Source organism: Sorangium sp. So ce426, assembly GCF_051475585.1.
Taxonomy (GTDB): Bacteria; Myxococcota_A; Polyangia; order Polyangiales; family Polyangiaceae; genus Sorangium; species Sorangium cellulosum_B.
In genome coordinates this window covers 3232030-3251607 of sequence record NZ_CP150341.1, presented here as the reverse complement: position 1 = coordinate 3251607, position 19578 = coordinate 3232030, and the positions used below count along the sequence as shown (strand labels likewise).

Genomic DNA, 19578 nt, shown 5'->3' with positions numbered 1-19578 from the left:
AAGACGCCAAGAGGCGCCAAAAGACGCCACGAAAATAACAAAATTCTGGCGTCTTTTGGCGCCTCTTGGCGTCTTCTGGCGTCCCAACTTCTCGCTGTTTGCGTGCGGCTTCAACCCGTTTGTCGCACTGGGACACCGGTCTCGTTGATCGAGCGAGCAATGACGGGACTTTCGCTCGGCGAGAGCCGCATGGAAGCGGCGCTGTCAACCTACACCTCCACGCCCTCCAGTCGCCAGGCTCGTGCGAGGCCGTCGCGCCAACCTTCTTCGATGACCTCGGCATGCCCCACGATGAGGCGCCGGGCCGGTCGCTCCAGCATGGCGCGGATGGAGCGCGCGGCCGCGGCCTTGTCCGGAATCTTCTTTCTGGCGTCGGGGGGCACGCGCACCCGCTCGTAGAAGCCAGTAAGGCGCGCGGCGTAACGCAAGGTCCAGTGGTCCCTGGCGCAAGCGCAAAGGACGATGTCTGCGCCCAGCAGGGTTTGCGTCGGCCGATGGTAGAGCACCGTCTCGTCCCAGAACGGCACGCCCCGAAGCGGCAAGGCCTCGAGCTCGGGGACCTGCTCGCCGAACCGGGCGTCGTGGATATCCACGTCGATTCTCAACGCCTTGTTCCTGTCGAGCGCCGACGCCGGTCCCACCACCCGCGCCTCGGGGAAACGCGCCGCCGCCGCGGGTGTCCCTAGATGATGCCAGCAGTTGGGTACCACCAGCCAGCGCACGGAGCCCAGGGCGCGCAGCTGCTCTGCCAGCGCATCGGTGGGAGGAGCCGGGGTGTGCAGGAGCAAGCTGCCGTCGTCGAGGCGCACGACCGTTGTGCGGGCGCGCATCCGTACCCCGCTGAACCACACGGGGCGGTCCAGGGTCCAGATCGTGTCATCGACCACGGCGGTGAGAGCGCTGTCAGACATGCGGGCGCATCCTCCAGGCGGCCAAGGCGTTCAAGGGGCAAGGGCCATCCGTCCTCAACCCGCGGCGCCTGCTGGCCGATTCTTCCTTCTCTTCTTCTTCTCGCCCTCGCGCGCCCGGTCCGCCGCCCGAAGCGCGCCGAGCTCGCGCCGGAAATCCGCGGCCGCCGCGTGGTGCTCGCCAGCCGACCGGACGACGCCGGCGATGGCGCCGCCGCAGCGCGGGCACTCGCTCCGATCGGACGCCAGCGCCGTGCGGCAGCCCGGCTCGGAGCAGAGATCGTACTGCCACCAGTGACCGACGGCCCAGCCGACGAAGGGCGCCCCGACGAGCACGGCGGCGGCGAGCCCCTCACCGGCGCCGCGCGGCAGGGCGGCCGCGACCAGGATCGCCCCGCAGAAGCCCGCGAGCAGGCCGAGGAAAAGGCCCATGCCCGAGTGCGCCCGCCGCAGGCGGAAGACCGGCCGCGGATCGCCCTCCTCGAGCTTCGTCATCGCGGCGGGCCCCGCCTTCGGATCGTCCCAGACATGGCCGCACTTGTGGCAGTGCCAGCGCCTCGGCAGGAACAGCATGAGCGGCGCGGCGAGGATCGCGAGCGCGGCGGCGGCGCTCGAGCCCTCGAGGCGCAGGCGCTCGTGGAAGCAGTAGGGGAGCTCGCAGCGCGGGCAGCGGACCCCGGCAGCCTCCTCGTCGTCGTTGCTGGCCGACTCCCCCCCGGGGTGGACCTCGAGCAGCCCCTCCGCGCGCTGGAGATCGCCCTCGCGCACCTGCAGCTGCGTGCCGCCGGCGGCGCCGCTCAGCATCGGGTTGTAGCTCGCCGCCTCGAACACGTGGGACTCGATGCCGTTGGCCGAGAGCAGCGTGCGGTCCATCTGGGCCGCGACCGGATCGAGGTAGCGGCGGACCGTGATCAGCTTCCCCGTGCCCGAAGCAGCCTCCAGCTTGTCGCGGTACGGCAAGACGTCGCCTCCCCCTGGGTCGGGACCGTGTCGCCCGGCTATGGGGCTAAGAAATCCAAACGCGCTCCGAAAGTCAATCTCCCCGACGAGCGCCCGGCGGGGGCGCGCGGCGCCGGCCCCGGCAGGCGAGGCGGTCTCCCGCGATCGACTGTAATGCGACGGAGACCCGCGCGTCTTCCCGCGGCACCTGAAAGGAGCTTCTCATGAAGGTCACGCACGCCATCTTCTCGATCGCGCTCGGCATCACCTCGGTCGCCTCCGCGCTCGGCTGCTCTCAGCCCGCGAGCGCCGAGCCACAGAAGGCCCCTCGCGTGGTCGAGATCATGATCCACGGCGCCTTCGCGCCCGACAAGATCGCCGCGGTCGAGGGGGAGCGGCTGCAGCTCCGGCTCGTCCGCCACGACAGCGGCGGCTGCACCAAGGAGGTCGTCTTCCCGAGCCTCGGTATCCGCAAGGAATTGCCGACCGGACAGCCGGTGACCATCGACCTCCCCGAGCTGAAGGCAGGGGAGCTCCACTTCGAGTGCGGCATGGGGATGATCAAGGGCACCATCGCCGTCGCGCCGAGGAAGTGAGCAGCAGAGGGAAGCGCTCCCCGGCTCACCGCGAGCGAGCCCTCCGGCTGGCGGATCGGTCGACTGGTGGGACACGGTACCTCCACGTAGGCGGCGCTCCGGAGAGGGGCGCGCCGCACCTCGATCACGTCGTCACGGCGCGCAGCGTCACCTGGCACACCACCGGCCGACATGCCATCGACTACGGATGCAACTCCTACGTTCGATTGTCTTATGCTCAGGTGACCGACGGCGCGCCGATTGCAGCGTGTTTGGAAACTACCAGCGCTTGTCCCTCGGTCTGGGCGTGCTCACCTCTCTCCTGCTCGCGTCGGGCTGCAGCGGCGCGGGGAACGACGGCGGATCGGGCGGCGGCGGCCCGGGCGGCGGCGGCCCGGTCGCGGGCAGCGGCGGCGGCTCCAGCAGCTCGGTCGCTGGCACCGGCGGCGGCTCGGCCGCGAGCAGCGGCGCCGGCGGCGAGTCGCCGGACCGCTGTACGCTGCCGCAGGAGACCGGGCCCTGCGACGCGGCGATCCCGAGTTACTGGCACGACCCCAGCAGCGGCGAGTGTGTTCCGTTCATCTATGGTGGTTGCGAGGGCAACGAGAACCGCTTCGAGTCGCTCGCGGCGTGCCTGGAGACCTGTCAGGGCACCACCACGGACATGGATGCATGCGCGGCGCCGGGCGATTGCGTCCTCGCGCCGCCGCGCTGCTGCGCCTCCTGCGACCCGGTCGACGCCAGCGCGTTCGTCGCCCTCCACCGCGACGCGGTGGCGGATTTCTGGAGTGCCAGCGGGTGCGGGGACACACAGTGCGAGCGATGCCCGGAGGTCGGCGAGGCCGAGCGCACCTCCCAGTACTTCGCCGCCACATGCGAGAGCGGGCGGTGCGTCGTCGTCGACGTGCGCGAAACCCCGCTGACGGAGTGCACGAAAGACGCGGACTGCGCCCTGCGGGACGGCGTCGGGTGCTGCGAGTCGTGCGACGGAAGAGGCATCGTCGCCCTCAACCAGAGCGCGGATCTCGGCGCCCTCGTTTGCCCCGAAGAGATCGTCGCGTGCCCTGCCTGCGTGCCCGTGTATCCGGAGGGAATGACGGCGGTGTGCTCGGAGGGCAGGTGTACGCCGCGGCTCTCCGAGACGCCCTGAGCCCGAGGGAGGTCCGTCCGGCGAGCGCCCGCTGCACACCTCCCTGCACGACCTGTGACGTTCCACTTCTTTTGGTATAGAGGTGAGGATAGAGCAAGGGGCACGGATGAACTGTGAATCGGATCACAAGGATGTCATTGCAGAGAACGAGCGCCTGAGGCAGCGCATCCGGGAGCTGGAGGAGGCGGGCGAAGAGCGGGATCACCTCCGCGCTGCGCTGCGCCGGAGCGAGGAGCAGGTGCGCCTCTTCGTCACCTACACACCGGCCGCGTTTGCCATGTTCGATCGGGAGATGCGCTACATCCTGGCCAGTCGCCGCCACCTGGCGGATTTCAACTTGCGCGAAGAAGATGTCCTCGGCCGGCGCCATTACGAGATCTTCCCCGACATTCCCGAGCACTGGAGGGCCATCCACCAGCGCTGCCTCGCAGGGGCCTCGGAAGGGAATGAGGAGGAGCCCTTCCCGCGGGCCGACGGGCACGTCGAATGGGGTAGCTGGAGGATCTTCCCGTGGCACACGACGACCGGCGAGATCGGCGGGATCGTGCTGTTCTCGGAGGTGATCACCAAGCGAAAGCAGCTCGAGGACAAGCTCCGGATGCAGGCGAAGACGCTCCTGGAGCTGTCGGCGCCCATCGTGCCCATCAGCCAGGGCGTGCTCGTGCTGCCGCTGGTGGGCGCGCTGGACGCGGCGCGGGCGCAGCAGATGATGGAGAACCTGCTGGGCAAGGTGGTCGAGCGGCAGGCGCGGGTGGCGATCATCGACGTCACGGGCGTGCCGGACATCGACACGGCCTCGGCGAGCGCCCTCCTGCAGGTGGCGCGGGCGGTCCGGCTGCTCGGGGCGCAGGTCGTCCTGACAGGCATCCGGCCCGAGGTGTCCCAGGCCATCGTCCGCCTCGACATCGATCTCACAGGCATCGTGACCCGCCGCGATCTGCAGAGCGGGATCGCGTTCGCCACCGCGACGAGCCCGGGAGCCTCGCCGCCGTCCCCGCCATGACGCACCCTGCCGGGGATCGCGGCCGCCGGCTGCCTGCTCGGGGCGCTGACGTCCCTGGGCGCTCGAGGCGCTCTATTTCCTGGCGCGCGCCGCCCGCCGCGCCGGCCGGGAGGCCGATGCGCGCGCGGCCTTCGCCGAGGCCCGCCCGCTGCTCCTGTCGGGCCTCTCGTTCGCCCGGCGCTTCGCCGCGCTGGGCATCGACGGCTAAGATCCCCCCGTGCCGAAGGAAAAGGCCAGGCCTGGCGAGACGCTCATCGCGCGCAACAAGCGCGCAGGCTTCAATTATGACCTCGGCGACCGGTTCGAGGCGGGGATCGTCCTCAAGGGGAGCGAGGTGAAGATGCTTCGCGCCGGCAAGGCCGACTTGACCGACTCGTTCTGCACGGTCCTCCGGGGCGAGGTGTTCTTGCACGGCGTGAGCATCGCCGCGATGGCCAGCGCCGCCTTCGGCCACGTGCCGAAGGGCGCGCGCAAGCTCCTCCTCCACCGGCGCGAGATCGAGCGCATCGACCTCTCGATCGCCCGCGAGGGGATGACCGCCGTCGCGACCCGGCTCTACTTCAAGAGCGGCCTGGCCAAGGTCGAGATCGCGCTGGCGAGGGGGAAGAAGAGCCACGACAAGCGCGAGACCATCAAGGAGCAGGACGCCGAGCGCGAGATGCGCGCCGTGGTGGTCCATGGACAACGAGGGTACGGACGCGCGTGACGCTCCGGCGAGCTCGCGGAGGACCCAGCTCGGGCGTCGATCGCAGGCCGGCGCCCTCCTGACGAGCCGGCTCGTCCCGCCGGACATCGTCGCCCGAACGCCGCCCGCCGTGGAGCGCGCGATGACGTAGGATGGCGCGCGTTGGCCCGCCCGAAACGACCGCCGTCAGGCCCCCACCCGCTCGAGCTGCCGGGCGACGCCATGCGCGAGATGGTCGAGCTCGCGATGGACCGCATCGTCCAGCACATCGAGAGCCTGCCGGAGCAGCCGATGCACGCGACGCGGGGAGGCAAGCGGGTCGCGCGCTCGCTCCGCGAGCCGCTGCCGGAGCGCGGCGTGCCTTATGAAAAGCTCCTCCGGAAGCTCTTCGGCAAGCTCATCCCGATGAGCCTGAACACGGCGTCCCCCGGTTACATGGGGTACATCCCGGGCGGCGGGCTCTTTCACGCGGCCGTGGCCGATCTGATCGCGGACGCGGTGAACCGGTATGTGGGCGTCTTCCAGGCCGCCCCCCTGCTCGTGCAGATCGAGGCGAACGTGATCGCCTGGTTCTGCGCCATGCTCGGCCTGCCCGAGGGCTCCGGGGGGATCCTCACGACCGGCGGCTCGCTCGCGAACCTCGTCGCGGTGATCACCGCGCGCCGCGAGCGCCTCCCGCCGGACTTCCTGCGAGGGACCCTCTATGCCTCGGAGGAAGCGCACCACTCGGTGACGAAGGCCGCGCTCCTCGCCGGCTTTCCGCCGGAGGCCGTGCGCGAGATCCCGGTGGACGGGCGCTTCCGCATGCGGACCGACGCGGCGGCGGAGGCGGTCGCGCGCGACCGGGCGCGCGGCCTCTCGCCCTTCCTGCTCGTCGCCTCCGCGGGCACGACGGGCACCGGTGCGATCGACGATCTGCCCGCCCTCGCCGGTCTCGCCGAGGCCGAGCGCCTCTGGCTGCACGTCGACGCGGCGTACGGCGGCTTCTTCGCGCTCACCGAGCGAGGGCGCGCGGCGATGCGGGGGATCGAGCGCGCCGATTCGGTGACGCTGGACCCGCACAAGAGCCTCTTCCTGCCGTACGGGACGGGGTGCCTGGCGGTGCGCGATCGCGAGGCGCTGCGGCGCGCGCACGCGCTCTCCGCGTCGTACATGCCGCCGATGCAGGCAGAGGACGATCTCGTGGATTTCTGCGAGATCAGCCCCGAGCTTTCGCGCGACGCGCGCGGGCTGCGGGTGTGGCTGCCGCTGAAGATGCATGGGGCCTCCGTCTTCCGGGCCGAGCTCGACGAGAAGCTCACGCTCGCGCGCGGCGCCGCCGACGCGCTCCGGCGGATGGCGCATCTCGAGGTCGTGGCGGAGCCCGAGCTGTCGCTCCTCGCCTTCAGGGCGCGCCCGCCCGGCGTCGGCGACGGGCCGGCGCTCGACGCGCTGAACCGGCGCCTCCTCGCGCGGGTGAACGCGAAGCAGCGGGTGCTGCTCACGGGGGTGGTGGCCGGGGGGCGGTTCCTGCTGCGGATGTGCATCCTGAGCTTCAGGACACACGCGGACCGGGTGAACGCGGCGCTCGCCGACGTCGCGTCGAGCCTCGCGGAGGTGCTGGAAGAGCTCCGCGACGGGCCGCTTTCGCCCGCGCGCGAGGGCGATCGGCGCGGAGGAGCGGACGACGAATGAAGGGGCGCAACGGGCGCAACGGGCGCAACGGGCGCAACGGGCGCAACAGACGCGCTCGCCCGGCGCTGGCTCGATCTCGTGGAACGGCCAACCATCGCGACCCCCTGGCGAGAAGATTCCGGATCTTGCCATGGCGCTCACGCTGGTTTGGCTCCGGCGCTCCATCTACGATCGAACCAAGGAGGTTCTTCATGCGCAAGCATCGATCTGTCTTGCTCGCGACGCTCCTGTCGGCCGTCGCCGTCGCCATGTCCGCCGTGCCGGGATGCGGGGACGACGAGGCGCCGGCGCGGACAGGCAGCGATTTCCTCTCCAGCTATGCAAAGGCCCTCTGCGACCGCACGTTCACGTGCTGCGACGCCGCGACCCGGGCCGCGCATGGCCTGGACGCGAGCTCCGCCGACGCGTGCGCCTCGCAGCTCGAAGCGATCCTCCTTGCCGTCAGCGGCGGAGGCGAGGTGAAGGGCACCTTCGTCCCGGAGAAAGCGGCGGCGTGCCTCGCCGAGGTGGACGCGGCCCCCTGCGCCGAGCTTGAAATACTGGGCGTGCTTCTGGGGGTGGACGCCGAGTTCACGCCGTCCTGCCGCGATGCGTGGGACGGCGCCGTGCCCGAGGGCGGGACGTGCGGCAACGACTGGGACTGCGCCCGGGACCGCTGCGTGCGCACCATCGACGCGAGCGGGCAGGGGACGTCGGCGTGCAAAGCGAGCGCGGCGGCCGGAGAGCCATGCTCGTCGAGGTTCGACTGCGACGAGGCGCTCCGGTGCGACCAGCCCTCACCGCCCGACGCGGGGACGTGCGCACCACGGCTCGCCACGGGCGAGTCGTGCGAGGGAAGCCTCGACTGCCAGGAAGAGCTTCGCTGTCGCCAGGACGGGACATGCCAGGAGCGCGAGCAGGCGGGCGGTCCATGCGCTTCGGACGACGACTGCGCGGCCGGCACGGCGTGTGATGGCGCCACGTGCACGCCGCTCGGCGCCGCCGGCGCGCCCTGCTCCGCCGATTCGGACTGCGCGTCCTTCACGTGTGCTGATGCGACGGGCACCTGCGCCGACGTCTGCAAGGGCGACTGATCTGGATCTCACCGGCGTCGAACGGGCCAGATCGTGCGACGCACGCGGACCGGGTGAATGCGGCGCTCAACGACGTTGCGTCGAGCCTCGCCGAGGTGCTGGAAGAGCTCCGCGACGGCAGGCTGGCGCCGGCGCGCCGGCGCGCTCTGCGCGGAGGCGCGGGCGAAGACGGAAGGAGCTCAACAGACCCTGGTCGCCGGGCGCTGGCTCACAGCTCGGTCCCGTGGACTTGAACTCAAGGATCGCTCCCGGGTTGTCTGGGGAAAGAGCGAACAGCAAGGCTCCGATGGCTGCTGGTACCGCGTCGCCTAAGGACGAACTTGCTGTGGCGACCAGGCGCGATCCGTCGGGGCGATTCCGCGAGGGCGAACCGTCGCGATCCGTCGTTTCCACGGGGATTTGGGGAGCGCCTGACGACGGATCGCACCCCTCGGGGGCATGGGCCCGACCCGGGCGTCACGGCCACGTCCCGGGCCTGGGGAGCTCGCCGTGACGCTGGCTCGAGCGCGGAGGTAGGCGAACGCAGCCGAAGGGGCTATGTTCAGGATGAATATGGCCGACATCGAGATCGACGCGACGCTTGACGAAGCCGTTGCCCGTGCGGTCCCGACCCTTCGCCCGCGACGCGACAAGGGCGTCGAGATCAGGTCGCTCGCGGCAGCTCCCGCGTCGGTGCTGGCGCGCAAGCTCGCGGTCACATGATGATGGAGTTCGACTTCACGTTGGCGCTCGAAGGGGCCGGCGGTCCGGGCGGCCCCTGGGGCTGTTTTCAGGTCGTGAGCTTTCGGGGCCATGAAGAGATATCCGCCCTCTCTCGTTACGAGCTCACGCTGCTCGCGAAGGGCCCCGTGCCCGAGGTCGATCCCTTCGAGCTCATCGGCAAGCGCGCCACGCTCCGCCTGAAGACCCTGACGACCCCCGACTTTCGCGTCGTCCACGGCATCATCGCCGAGGCCGAGGAGATGAGCAGCTTGCCCGGCGGGATGCTCTACCGCCTCGTGCTGGTGTCGCCGCTGGCGCGCGGCCTGTACCGGAGGCGCTGTCGCATCTTCCTCGACAAGACCACGCGCGAGATCATCGACGCCGTCCTGCAGGGCGACCCGAACCTGGTGAAGGCCGACGGCGCCACGGCCCCGCCCGACGACGGCGACTTCAGCTCCTTCAGCCCCGCGGCCGAACAGTACACCTGGCGCGTCACGAACAGCCCTCGCATCGACCAGGCGAGCGCGCGGCCCTACTGCGTGCAGTACAACGAGAGCGACTTTGCCTTCTTCTCGCGCCTCCTGGAAGAAGAGGGCATCGGCTACCATTACGAGAACGGCGGCCAGACCTGCCTGCTCGTGCTCTCGGACCGGGACGCCGGCCGCACCCCGGGCGGCGCGCCCATCGGGCCGGACCTGCCCGGGCGCGAGCTGTCAGTTCTGCGCCTCGGCGGCCGGCTCCGCGCCAGGAGCGTCTCGCTCGACGACTACGACTGGCACAAGCCCGCTCTGCCCATGCTCGCGCGCGCCGGCAGCGGCGACCTCAGCGAGTACAGCTACCCCGGCGGCTACACCGACGCGCCGTCCCAGGGCGAGCCGCTGGCCACGGCGCTCGTGGATCGCTACGCCGTCGAGGCGAGCTACGCGACCGGCGAGGGGCACGTCCGGACGCTCTCGGCAGGCTCGCTCGTGTCGATCGTCGACGCGAGGAGCACCCACGAAGGTGACTATCTCATCACCAAGCTCGAGGTCCGCGGCGAGCAGTCCGGCGTCATCCAGCACCTGCCCGCAGCCGCCGGCGATGTCCCGCTCCGATGCCGCTTCGAAGCCGCGCGCCGGCGGGACGGCGAGTCGCGCTTCCGCCCGGCGCGCGTGACGCCGAGGCCGCGGATCCAGGGCTCGCAGACCGCGTTCGTCACCTCCGCGCCCGAGGCCCCCGGCGCCACGGTGCACGTCGGCGACCTCGTGGGGTGCGTGCGGCTCAAGTTCCACTGGGATCACGAGGAGGCGCGGCTGGCGAAGGAGCCGAGCTCGTGCTGGGTGCGCGTCAGCCAGACGTTCGCGGGCGGCGGCGAGGGCGCGGTCTGGCATCCGCGCGTGGGCGTCGAGGTGATCGTCGAGTTCCTCGAGGGCGATCCCGATCGCCCGATCGTCACCGGCCGCGTGTACAACGGCGCGAAGATGCCGCCCGCGCCGTCGGTCGGCGCCCCGACGATCAGCACCATCAAGAGCCTCTCGGTGCCCGGCGGCGCGCAGTACAACGAGATCTTGTTCGACGACGCCGCCGGCAGCGAGCAGATCAAGGTCCACGCGGCGAAGGACTGGAGCACCGTCGTCGAGAACGACCGCTCCGAGTTCGTGAAGCACGACAGCACCTCGACCGTCGGGGTGAACCGCACCGAGGCCACGGGCGCGAACCGTTCGACCACCGTGGGCGCCGACAACTCGGAGATGGTCGGCGCGAACGAGTCGATCACCATCGGCGAGAGCCGGTCGATCTTCGTGGGGGGCAACCAGGCGACCACGATCGACGGCTGGCAGTCGATCGACATCATGAACGGGGTTCAGGAGATCAAGGTCCACACCGGCGATCAGAGGGTGGACGTCAAGGGCAGCCAGGACGTCACGGTCCAGGGCGAGAAGCAGTGGTTCCACATCACCGGCACCCAGGACTTCGACGTCGGCGGGAGCATTCAATATGCGGCCGAGGAGCAGTCGGGCCTCTCGTCCAAGCTGGGCCAGTCCCTCAGCGACGGCACCAAGCAGACGTTCACGGCCCCCTGGCAGGACTTCAAGGCCGTCGTCACCGAGTACAGCAGCCTCCGCAAGCAGGAGTTCTCCAGCAATGACTTCGTCGTGAACGCCGACAAGACGGTCTCCATCCACGCGCAGGAGCAGCGGGTCACGATCGACAGCGCGGAGGGGACGGTCTCCGTGGACGGCAAGACGCTCCTCCACCTCGGCAGCGTGACGCAGATCGAGATCACGGGCGGCAACATCAGCATCTCGGGCGGCGACATCAACGTCGCGGGCGGCAACGTCGTCATCGCGGGCGAGTCCGGCGGCGTCGCCGTGAGCGGCCCCACGGTGAGCCTGGCAGGGGGCTCGACCGAGGTGCACGGAGACCTCGCGGTCGAGGTGACGGCAGCGGTCATCAAGCTCAACTGAGGAAGGGCACCGTCGTCGGCGTCTTTCCTCGCTCGAAATCGTTGGCGAGGTCCATCAGCGCCAGGGCGCGCTCGGGCAGGCCGGCGGTCCGGTAGATCTGCGCGAGCATGCGCGCGCACTCTCCCGCCGTCGTCGCCGCGACCTCCGCGCCCGGGCCCCTCGCCGCGGCCTGGACCGCGGCCTCCAGCTCGGTTCGGGCCACGTCCGCGAGCGTGAGCTCCTGCGCCATCTCGGCCGAGAGCCGCCTGGCCTCGATCACAACGAGCAGCGGCGCCGCGGAGCCCGTGCCCCGGGCGGCAGCGCGCCGGTAGGCGGTGAGGGCGTCGATCTCGGCTCCGAGCGCGCGCAGCAGGCTGCCGCGCGTGAGATCGGCCGTGGCGGCGATATCCAGGACGCCGCGCTGCGTCGCGCGGGACGCGGTCGATTCGAGGACGGCGATCGCCTCGCGCTCCTCCCCGAAGCGATGGTGGTAGGTCGCCAGCGCGACGGAGAGCATTCCAAGCTCACGCTCCAGCCCGCGCTCGGCGCAGAAAGCGCAGGCCTCTCGCTGCGTGGCGAGCGCTTCGTCCTTGCCGTCGTCGCGCCGCGCGGCCAGCGCGGCGCGGAAGATCAGGTTGCGCAGCGTCGTTCCCCCGGGCCCCACCAGCGTGGCATGCGCGGGATCGTCCAGGGATCGCACCAGCTCGTCCGAGTTGGTCGATACGGGCCGCTCGCGCAGCCTGCGCGGAGGGCTGACCCCACGGGGCCAGGCCGCCCCGACGACGGCGAAGGGGTGAGCTCCGCGCGGCGCGGCAGCTGCTGCGTCCATCATCGCCGCGAGCTCCTCGTTGCTCCGTCGCTCGTCCACCGAGAGCTCGACGCGCATCGCGCGCTGGCCCAGGCGATCGAGCAGCGGCTCCAGCCGCGTCTCCTCGGACGCCGCGATCCAGCGGATCTCGCCCAGGTCCTTCGCGGTCACCAGCGCTTCGAGGTCGAGCTGCCACTGGTCCGTATCGCTCACGCGCCGGGGGGCGAGCACCACCGTGATCCCATCGACGAGCGTACCCAGCGCTCGCCGCATCGCGACGAGCTGCTGAGCAAAGCCCGCGAGCCCGCTGGCGATGCTGGGCTCGAGGGGCGGCAGCTGCTGCGCGTGTTTCTCCATCCACGCCTTGCGGTGGTCGTGGTGGGCGCGCAGCTCCTTGGTGCGGGCCGTCCACCCGGCGTCGTTCTCGTCGCACGGCGCCTCGACCGCGACGAACGCATGACCGCTCTCGGGGTGCAGCTCGTGCTCCACCACCAGCTGTAAGGCCGGGCGCCGCAGATCGGCCGGCACGACCAGCTCGAGGAGGCGCACCTCGCGAGCACGCAGGAAATAGCCGAGCTGGTCGGCGAGGGCGGTCAGGGTGCGCTTGTATTCGCCGAGCATTTCAATGCAAGATTACTCGTCAGGGCTGGGCGGGGTTGAGCCAATTGGATGGGATTGATTCGTTGGCCGGCGTGAGGACTCCAAATGGGTGAACAGTCACGTCCGTGAACCCCATATCCTTGAATAGACGCAGCTGATCGTCGACACACCCCGAGCACGTCTGTGGATTGAACCATCCGCCCATGAGGATGATCGGGGTGTCCAGGGTGATCGCGGTGACCTTTTCTCCCGGCACGCCCATGAAATCTTCGAGCTCCCTGAAGTCAAGCGTGCCACCACGGTTAAGGGGGTACCAGACACCCACATCGTTCCAGACGCGGGGCTCAGCGGGCAGGTATCTTCTGATCTTGTTGATTTGAATCTGGGCCTTGAATAATCGATCGACAGCCTCTCCCTTGTATTGAAGAAGCGCTTCGGGGTGTATTCTCATGTCGGGGTGGACGACGAAGATCCGTGCCCCCGAGGCCCTCATTTTCGCCATCCAGTCGTCCACCTCGTCGGGTGATCGAGGCAGTGGGATGTGCCCCGTCTTCGGGTTGTCCAGCTTCAGGCGACACGTGGAAAGGCCGAGGACGTCGGCGTGGTGCGCGGGCGAGCCTCCGAACCCATAGCGATCAGGACCGACGGCGAACCCGAGCGGGTCCGGGGAAAGCCACCGCATCGACGCCGGGTCGAATACCCGGAATCGTGTGGCGAAGAGGCCGGTCTCCTCGTCCTCGTAGTGGCCCGCCAGCCGGAACGGACATCGTGGACCGCCCTCCTCCGCGCGCTCGTCGACGATGCGCCCGTACGCATCCATGCGGGCCGACCACGCGACGTGCCCGTCGGCGCGCACGAGCTCGCCGATCTTGCCCACCTGATCGAAGACGCAGAGGTAGGCGATGCCCCGCTCGATCTGCACGACAGGGATCGCGCTGCCCGGAACGTAGAGCCACTCCCTGGCGAGCTCACCGTCCCGGTACTCCGCGACGATACGATCGCCGTGCCACAGGAGCTCGGTCGTCCGGACGGGCTCTTTGCTCCCGCGTTCATACGTCGCCTTTCGCACGCGCCTGCCAAAGGCGTCGTAATCGAGCTCGATCCGCGTGCCTCCCGGCTGCCGCACCTCCAGCAGCTGGTTGCGGCCGTTCCATCGATAGCCCACCTCGCAGCTTCCATCGTCGGCGCTCACCCGCCGCCCGGCGTCGTCGTGATCGATGCGCCACGACCCTGCCGCCATCACGCGGTTGCCAGGGCCGAGCACCCATCCTTTGCCGTCCCCGCGGACCATCCCTCCGGGCCGAGCCGTGAACCGCTCGCGCACCTCGCCGTGCTCGACCGACAGCAAGGTGCGCCCGTCCGCGTGGCTGTAGCGCGTGACTCCCCATGCGTCCGTGACCGCTTCGAGCAGCCCGTTCGAATACCGCCAATCACGCTCGAGCGCCGTGGCGCCGGCGCGCACCACCTGTCGCCGGAGCCGGCCGCCCTCGTCGAAGTCGACGCGCATCGTGACCTCCGAGCCCCCCTGACGGAGCGTGTGGCCCAGCGCGTCGCCGGCCTGGCCCACCCGGATCGCCAGCCCCTCGCGCTCGATGTGATAGCCGCCGCCGGGGACCACGCCATACCGTGTCACGATCCCCTCGGGCGACCGCATGGAAGAGAGGTCTCCGTGCGTATCGACCTCGTAACGCACCTGGAGCCGGCCGGCATGTTCGTCCACGCCCAGGCCACTCTTCAGGTAGACGAGCTCCGTGCTGATCGAGCGCCCTCCTTGCTCGTGCACCGCCCGCGTCAGCCGCCCTCGCTCGTCGCGGGAGAAGTGACACCGGCCTCCGTCGAACACGTCCTCCGCGACCCGCCCGCCACCGTCGTAGCGAACCCGCCTCTCCTTGACGCCATCGTGGATGGCCTCGGCGCGCCCCGCAGCGTCGTAGCGGACGCGCAGCGTCGCCCCATCGAAGAAGCGCTGCCGCGTGATCACGCCGTCCGGATCGATGTCCTGCTCCGCCCGGTCGCCCAGCGCGTCCACGGCGCTCACCACGCGCCCCCGCGCGTCCATCGAGTAACGCACGCGCTGCTCACCGAGGCGCTCCTCGATGAGGCGCCCCTGGATGTCGCGTTTGAGCATCAATGGGCCGACGATCGATCCCTCGACGCCGACGAGGCGGCCCTCGGTGTCTCGCCGGTAGCGCAGGGTGGAGCCTCCCCTCGTCTCGGAGAGGGGCCACGCCTTGCCCCCATGATCTGCGCTCATCAAGGTGGCGCCGCTCGGCGACGTCACCGCCACGAGCGAGCCCTCCGCGTCGGTGGCCATGCGCAACGCGCGATCATCGCGCGCGATCGCGACCACGCGATCCCGCCGATCGTAATGGAACTGCACCGCGCCCGCTCCGTCCGCGACCTCGACCGGGCGGGAGCGCCGGTCGAAGCGGGTCCGCGCCGAGGAGAGGGCGCCCTGCTGCGCCCCCACGCAGTTTCCCCACGCGTCGTGAAGAAACGTGACGCGCTCCTCCCCTGCGCGTGACAGCGAAACCAAGAACCCACGCTTGTCGTAGTCCGCGGACGTCACCCGCTGCTCCGGATCGGCCGCGTGGATCATGCGGCCCTCCTCGTCGTGATCGAACCTCCAGCGCCCGCTGCCGGGGAGCTCCAGCGCCGACAGCCGGTCTCGCTCGTCCCATTCGAGGAGGGTGCGGTGCCCGTTCGGCGACGTCACCTCGGTGAGGTTGCCCCGCGCGTCATAGCTCGCCTCGAGGCGCTCGCTGCCGGGCCGCTCGATCGCCGTCAAGCGCATGAAGTCGTCGTAGGTGTAGCTGACCACCGCGCCGTCGTGCTCGCGCACGCGGACCACCGCATACCAGTCGTTCATGCGGTACTCGGTCCGGGCGCCGTGGCTGTCCTCCACCTGGGTGACGCGGGCCTGGGTGTCGTACGTGAGGACGTGGTCGAAGAGGCCGCCGTCGCCCCAGGTGCGGACGCACCTGGCCGAGGAGTCGCGGCCGTCATAGCCGAAGTAGTAGCTCTCGCCGACGCGGTTCGTCTCCTGGACCATCAGGTGGTCTTCGTAGGCGTACCGGGTCACCGCCCCTCCGGCGTCGTGGACCTCGCAGAGGTCGCCGCGCGCGTCGTACACGTATCGTGCCGCCACCTCCCACGCGCCCTCCTGCTCGGGGTGCGGCAACGCCAGCGTGACGAGGCGCCCCTGCTCGTCGTTCACGAGCCGCACGGCGCGGCCGACCGCGTCGACGATCTGCACGAGCAGCCCGCGATCGTCGTACTCGAAGCGGACGGTGTGCCCGCGCCTGTGCCACGCAACGAGACGGTAGGTGGGCCCGCCCGTGCGATCGGGGACCACGCGGGCCAGCTCGCGGCGGCTGCCGTCCTCGCTGCTCACGGTGAAGCGATCCTCGTGCGCCCGCCGGAGGGTCAAGCGGTCGACCGGATCGGTCACCTCGTCGCCCACCCTGAGCTGCCGCGCCGGATGGTCGAAGGTGTCGAACTCGATCTCCCGCCCGTCGCCGAGGCGGAGCACCATACGGCCCGGCTCCGGCCAGAGCGCCTCGTCATACGCGTGGCTCCACCCCCAGCCGAGGGAGGTCTGGCGGTGCGACCAGCTCGAGTAGTACGTGCGCTCGAAGACGAGCCGCCAGGGCCCGCGGAGCTCGGCGTCGATCGCGCTCGTCAGCATGCGACCGGTGGCCACGTCCACCGGGTGGCCGGTGAGGAAGCAGAACAGCCGCGGCCACCGGTTCCGCAGCCGGTCGAACCGCGAATGCGAGAAGTACCTCCGGATGCGCCTCCCGACCCCCTCGCGCAGCGGAGCGGTGATGAACTTCGACGGAAGGATGCTGAACGCGGCTGACAGGAAGTCGATCGTCGTGCCGCCTCCGACCAGCACGGGCCGGCCTTTGGGCACGGCGATGATGAACGACAGAGGCAGCGGGATCGGATCGCTGCAACTGAGCCCGGTATCCCCCATCCGGCTCATGCTCCCTCCCATCGCGTTCACGCTGTCGGAGCCGGTGATGATGACCGCCTCATTGGGCGGGATGGGCGGGTCCGGCTTCACGACGTCATCGGGGCGAATCGGCGGTTTCAGGCGCGGAAAGGGCAGCCATGAGCCCATGTACGGGTAGTGGAGGATCGGCAGCCCGCGGACCTCGGTGCCCGCGTTGGTGGCCGGCAACCAGTTGACGAGCACCGGCCCGACGAAGCCTCCGCCACCCCCCAGAACACTCCCCAGGACGTTGGTGAGCGCGATGCCGGCCACCAATCCGCCCAGATCGAGGACGAGACCGACGAACGGATGCGGAAAGGGGCAGACGAACGGGGGGATGGGCGGGCGGAGGACGATTTGAAGGTGGAAGTCGAGCCCGATGACCGGATCCAACCAGGTGCTCGCCAGTCTGGCCATTGGTCAATATCACCCCTGCCGCAGGCGGGTGAGCAGCTTGGCCGCCTCCGCCGCGAGCTCTGGATCCGCGGCCACCTTCTTCGTCCAGACCCGCAGGATGCACGACAGCGCCTGCCGCTGGATCTTCAGCGCGTCGAGCGCGTCGCCGGCGCGCCGCCGCTCCTGCCCCACCGCGATCCGGGCGTACTCCGGCAGCGAGATCGGGCCGCGGAAGCCCTCCACCGCGGCGACGTAGGCGCTGTCGTAGGCGGCCCGCAGCCGGCCTCCCCGCCGCGCGCCTTCCTCCTCGAGCGCGGCGCGCCAGCGCCGCTCCACGCTGGCCCACGCGCCTTCATCGAGCGCGTGCGCGCGCAGCACCTCCAGCCGCGGCGCGCGGCCTTCAGCGATCTCGGCCGAGATCGCGGCGTAGCGCTCCACCGGGACGTCCTCGGGGCTCACCGCCGGCTCCCGATCGGGCGTCCTCGGGCTCTCGACGAACGGGAGCGCTCCTCGGAGCGCCACCAGCTGGACGACGGGGACGGTGACGGGCGCGTGCTCCATGAAGACCTGCACGCGCGACGTTTGCCGCTCGATCGCCTCGACGCTCGACGGCGCGGGCAGCGACGCTGGAGCGTCCACCGCCTCGCCTGCCGGCGCGCCGGCCTCGGCCGGCATGAACGGCAGCGCGGGTCGCTTCAGGGAGCGCGGCCGCGCCGTCACGGGGATGGCGTCGCTCGCCTGCGGGCCGGCCGTCACGATCACCGCCCCTTCCTCCGACGGGTGCGCGAGGTGCACGATCGCCCTCCAGGTCAGCGTGCAGATCGCCGCGTCCGTGTCGATGACCACGATGTCGCAGCGCAGCTGGAGCTCCTGCGGAGCGCCCCCCGCCCGCCGGACCGTCGCGAGCGGCGTCACCTCCTCGAGCGCGGTCGTGAGGTGCGGGTGCGCGGGGTGCAAGTGCTCGAGCTCGATGCGCTCGCCGGCCCGGACCTGATTCGCTTGCTGATCGGCCGGCGCAACATTGAAGTAAGCGGCGTCGATGTCCGCGGGCAAAGGCTGCTCGGCCCAGCGATCGTGTCGAAACACGGCCGCGTGCCGCCCGAGGTGCGCCGAGCGCTCTGGCCAGGCCGGCGCGATCGGGCCGAGCCCCGCCGGCGGGATCGGCCCGATCGCGCTCCGCAGCGCCGCTCCCACCGGCGCGAGGTTCGGCGCGGGGCGCGGCCCCGCGGCGTCCGGCGACACGCTCTCGGGCAGCCCGGCGGGGTTCCACGTCCCTGGCCCTCCCGCGGCGCGTTCCCAGCGGAGCGGCATCCGCGTGAACGGCGCGGCCTTGGTGAACGATCCATCCGGCATCCACCAGCGATCGCCGTGCACCTCGACGGCCTTGCGCGTTTCGCCCACCGCGACCCGCGCCACGAGCGAGGTGACCGGCTCGCCCCGCGGCGCGTGCGCGTGGCCGACCACGACCACGTCCACGCGCCGCTTGAACGGCGCGAGATCGCTCGCCGCACGCAAGCTGCCCCGCCCGTCCTCCCAGGCCACATCGGCCTCGAACGGGTTGACCTGGACCGCCGCGAGCGGCGAGGTGCCGGGCCGCAGCGCGAAGGTCGCCTTGCAGACGATCGTGAGCGCGAACGCTCCGGGCCGGGGGCGCCACAGCTTCGACGCGACGGGGAGCTGGCAGGCGGAGGAGACGTGCACGGCGGGGGCTCAGGAGTTGAGCAGGATGCGCCGGCCCTGGATATCCACGTCGTCCGTGGCGTCGATCTCGACCTTGCCGGCGGTCTGCCGCAGATCGCCGGAGCTCGTCAGATCGATCCCGCCTCTCGCGCGCACCTCCAGGCGTTCGCAGTCCATGCGGATGTCGCCCCGGCTCTGGAGGTCGATGGCCGCCGAGGCGAAGCGAAGGACCGGGCCCTCGGGCGTGAAGCGAATGGAGAGCTCGACCTCACCCGCCGGGCTGCGGATGGTCAGCCGATCGGGCTCGTTCGGCGCGACGGCCGCGGTGTGGCCCGTGGACAGGGTGAGCGTCGGACCGGGCGGCGTCAGGTCGACCATCGCCACGAGAAGATCCGCCGGATCGTCGGCGCCGGGCGCCTCCTCGCCGGGCTCAGGGGCGGGGTCGCGATCTCGAGCGCCTTGCGTCTTCCTCATCGTCCATCTCCACCGTGCTACCCCTGGGCCGTTGAGGGAGCGCTGTGAGGGAGGGTACACGACCACGTCCTCGTGGTCGCCGACTCCTGTCGTCTCTCATCCCGCCCATCTGCGTGTTCGCGAACATGGTGCCTGCTCGACCCAGGTGGAGCTGCTCGCCGTCGATCTTGACGAGCTCCTGCGCGGTCACCAGCGTGTTCTCGCCGAGGGCTCCCGAGGCCGCGCAGGAGCCACGCAATCATACCATAGGACACTCAAATGGGTGCGCAGAAAGGTCGCGGAGCCTGCGCAGGAGGGTCGCCGGGACCGCGCAGGAGGGCTGCCGGGGCCGCGCAGGTGCTGGAAGAACTCCACGACGGCCATGAACGACCGGGAGCCGGAGCGCTGGTGTACTAAGATGCCTTGATCAGCGTCCCCACCGTGACGTGCGGGAAGGTCAGGCCACCGAAGCGCCGGACGCGCTCGTGGTGATGAGCCGGGTGATCTGG

Annotated in this window: 14 protein-coding genes; 8 read left to right on the top strand and 6 right to left on the bottom strand. The window is 70.6% G+C overall.

Features of this window, described 5'->3' with window-relative positions:
- Positions 1–209: 209 nt before the first annotated feature.
- A complete protein-coding gene (locus WMF44_RS12440) occupies positions 210–911 on the bottom strand; it encodes a DUF4336 domain-containing protein (RefSeq protein ID WP_437299343.1) in 702 nt (233 codons plus the stop codon).
- A gap of 54 nt (positions 912–965) precedes the next feature.
- Entirely contained in the window at positions 966–1868 is a 903-nt protein-coding gene (locus tag WMF44_RS12435; protein ID WP_437299342.1) for a hypothetical protein, read from the bottom strand.
- Positions 1869–2071: 203 nt separating this feature from the next.
- On the opposite strand from WMF44_RS12435, the gene WMF44_RS12430 reads away from it, so the two are divergent.
- The 8 genes from WMF44_RS12430 to WMF44_RS12395 all read left to right on the top strand — a co-directional run bounded on the left by WMF44_RS12430 (position 2072) and on the right by WMF44_RS12395 (position 11156).
- Positions 2072–2443, top strand: a complete 372-nt coding sequence (locus WMF44_RS12430; RefSeq protein ID WP_437299341.1) for a cupredoxin domain-containing protein — start codon at positions 2072–2074, stop codon at positions 2441–2443.
- A gap of 268 nt (positions 2444–2711) precedes the next feature.
- Positions 2712–3572: a BPTI/Kunitz domain-containing protein gene (locus WMF44_RS12425; protein WP_437299340.1), complete on the top strand. Its 861-nt coding sequence runs from the start codon at positions 2712–2714 to the stop codon at positions 3570–3572.
- Positions 3573–3678: 106 nt separating this feature from the next.
- Positions 3679–4575 carry an STAS domain-containing protein gene (locus WMF44_RS12420; protein ID WP_437299339.1) on the top strand — a complete coding sequence of 299 codons (897 nt, stop codon included), beginning with the start codon at positions 3679–3681 and terminating at the stop codon, positions 4573–4575.
- 217 nt (positions 4576–4792) lie between these two features.
- A complete protein-coding gene (smpB, locus tag WMF44_RS12415; protein WP_012234932.1) occupies positions 4793–5281 on the top strand; it encodes an SsrA-binding protein SmpB in 489 nt (162 codons plus the stop codon).
- A 141-nt stretch (positions 5282–5422) separates the two neighbouring features.
- A complete protein-coding gene (locus WMF44_RS12410; protein ID WP_437299338.1) occupies positions 5423–6934 on the top strand; it encodes a pyridoxal phosphate-dependent decarboxylase family protein in 1512 nt (503 codons plus the stop codon).
- A 191-nt stretch (positions 6935–7125) separates the two neighbouring features.
- Positions 7126–8007: a hypothetical protein gene (locus WMF44_RS12405; RefSeq protein WP_437299337.1), complete on the top strand. Its 882-nt coding sequence runs from the start codon at positions 7126–7128 to the stop codon at positions 8005–8007.
- Between the two features lie 552 nt (positions 8008–8559).
- The gene (locus WMF44_RS12400; protein WP_437299336.1) at positions 8560–8709 is read left to right on the top strand and encodes a hypothetical protein; all 150 of its coding nucleotides are present in this window, start codon (positions 8560–8562) and stop codon (positions 8707–8709) included.
- Entirely contained in the window at positions 8706–11156 is a 2451-nt protein-coding gene (locus WMF44_RS12395; RefSeq protein WP_437299335.1) for a type VI secretion system Vgr family protein, read from the top strand. The genes WMF44_RS12400 and WMF44_RS12395 overlap by 4 nt, the downstream gene beginning before the upstream one ends.
- Here WMF44_RS12395 and WMF44_RS12390 read toward each other — a convergent pair.
- From WMF44_RS12390 to WMF44_RS12375, 4 genes are read right to left on the bottom strand one after another with little or no spacing between them, the layout of a single operon-like run.
- A complete protein-coding gene (locus WMF44_RS12390; RefSeq protein WP_437299334.1) occupies positions 11149–12564 on the bottom strand; it encodes a hypothetical protein in 1416 nt (471 codons plus the stop codon). The genes WMF44_RS12395 and WMF44_RS12390 overlap by 8 nt on opposite strands.
- 19 nt (positions 12565–12583) lie before the next feature.
- Positions 12584–16957, bottom strand: coding sequence for a DUF6531 domain-containing protein (locus WMF44_RS12385; RefSeq protein ID WP_437299333.1), 4374 nt, complete (start codon positions 16955–16957; stop codon positions 12584–12586).
- 9 nt (positions 16958–16966) lie between these two features.
- On the bottom strand, positions 16967–18637 hold the full coding sequence (locus tag WMF44_RS12380; RefSeq protein ID WP_437299332.1) for a DUF2169 family type VI secretion system accessory protein: 1671 nt from the start codon (positions 18635–18637) through the stop codon (positions 16967–16969).
- A 9-nt stretch (positions 18638–18646) separates the two neighbouring features.
- Positions 18647–19090, bottom strand: coding sequence for a hypothetical protein (locus WMF44_RS12375; RefSeq protein WP_437299331.1), 444 nt, complete (start codon positions 19088–19090; stop codon positions 18647–18649).
- Between the last annotated feature and the right edge of the window lie 488 nt (positions 19091–19578).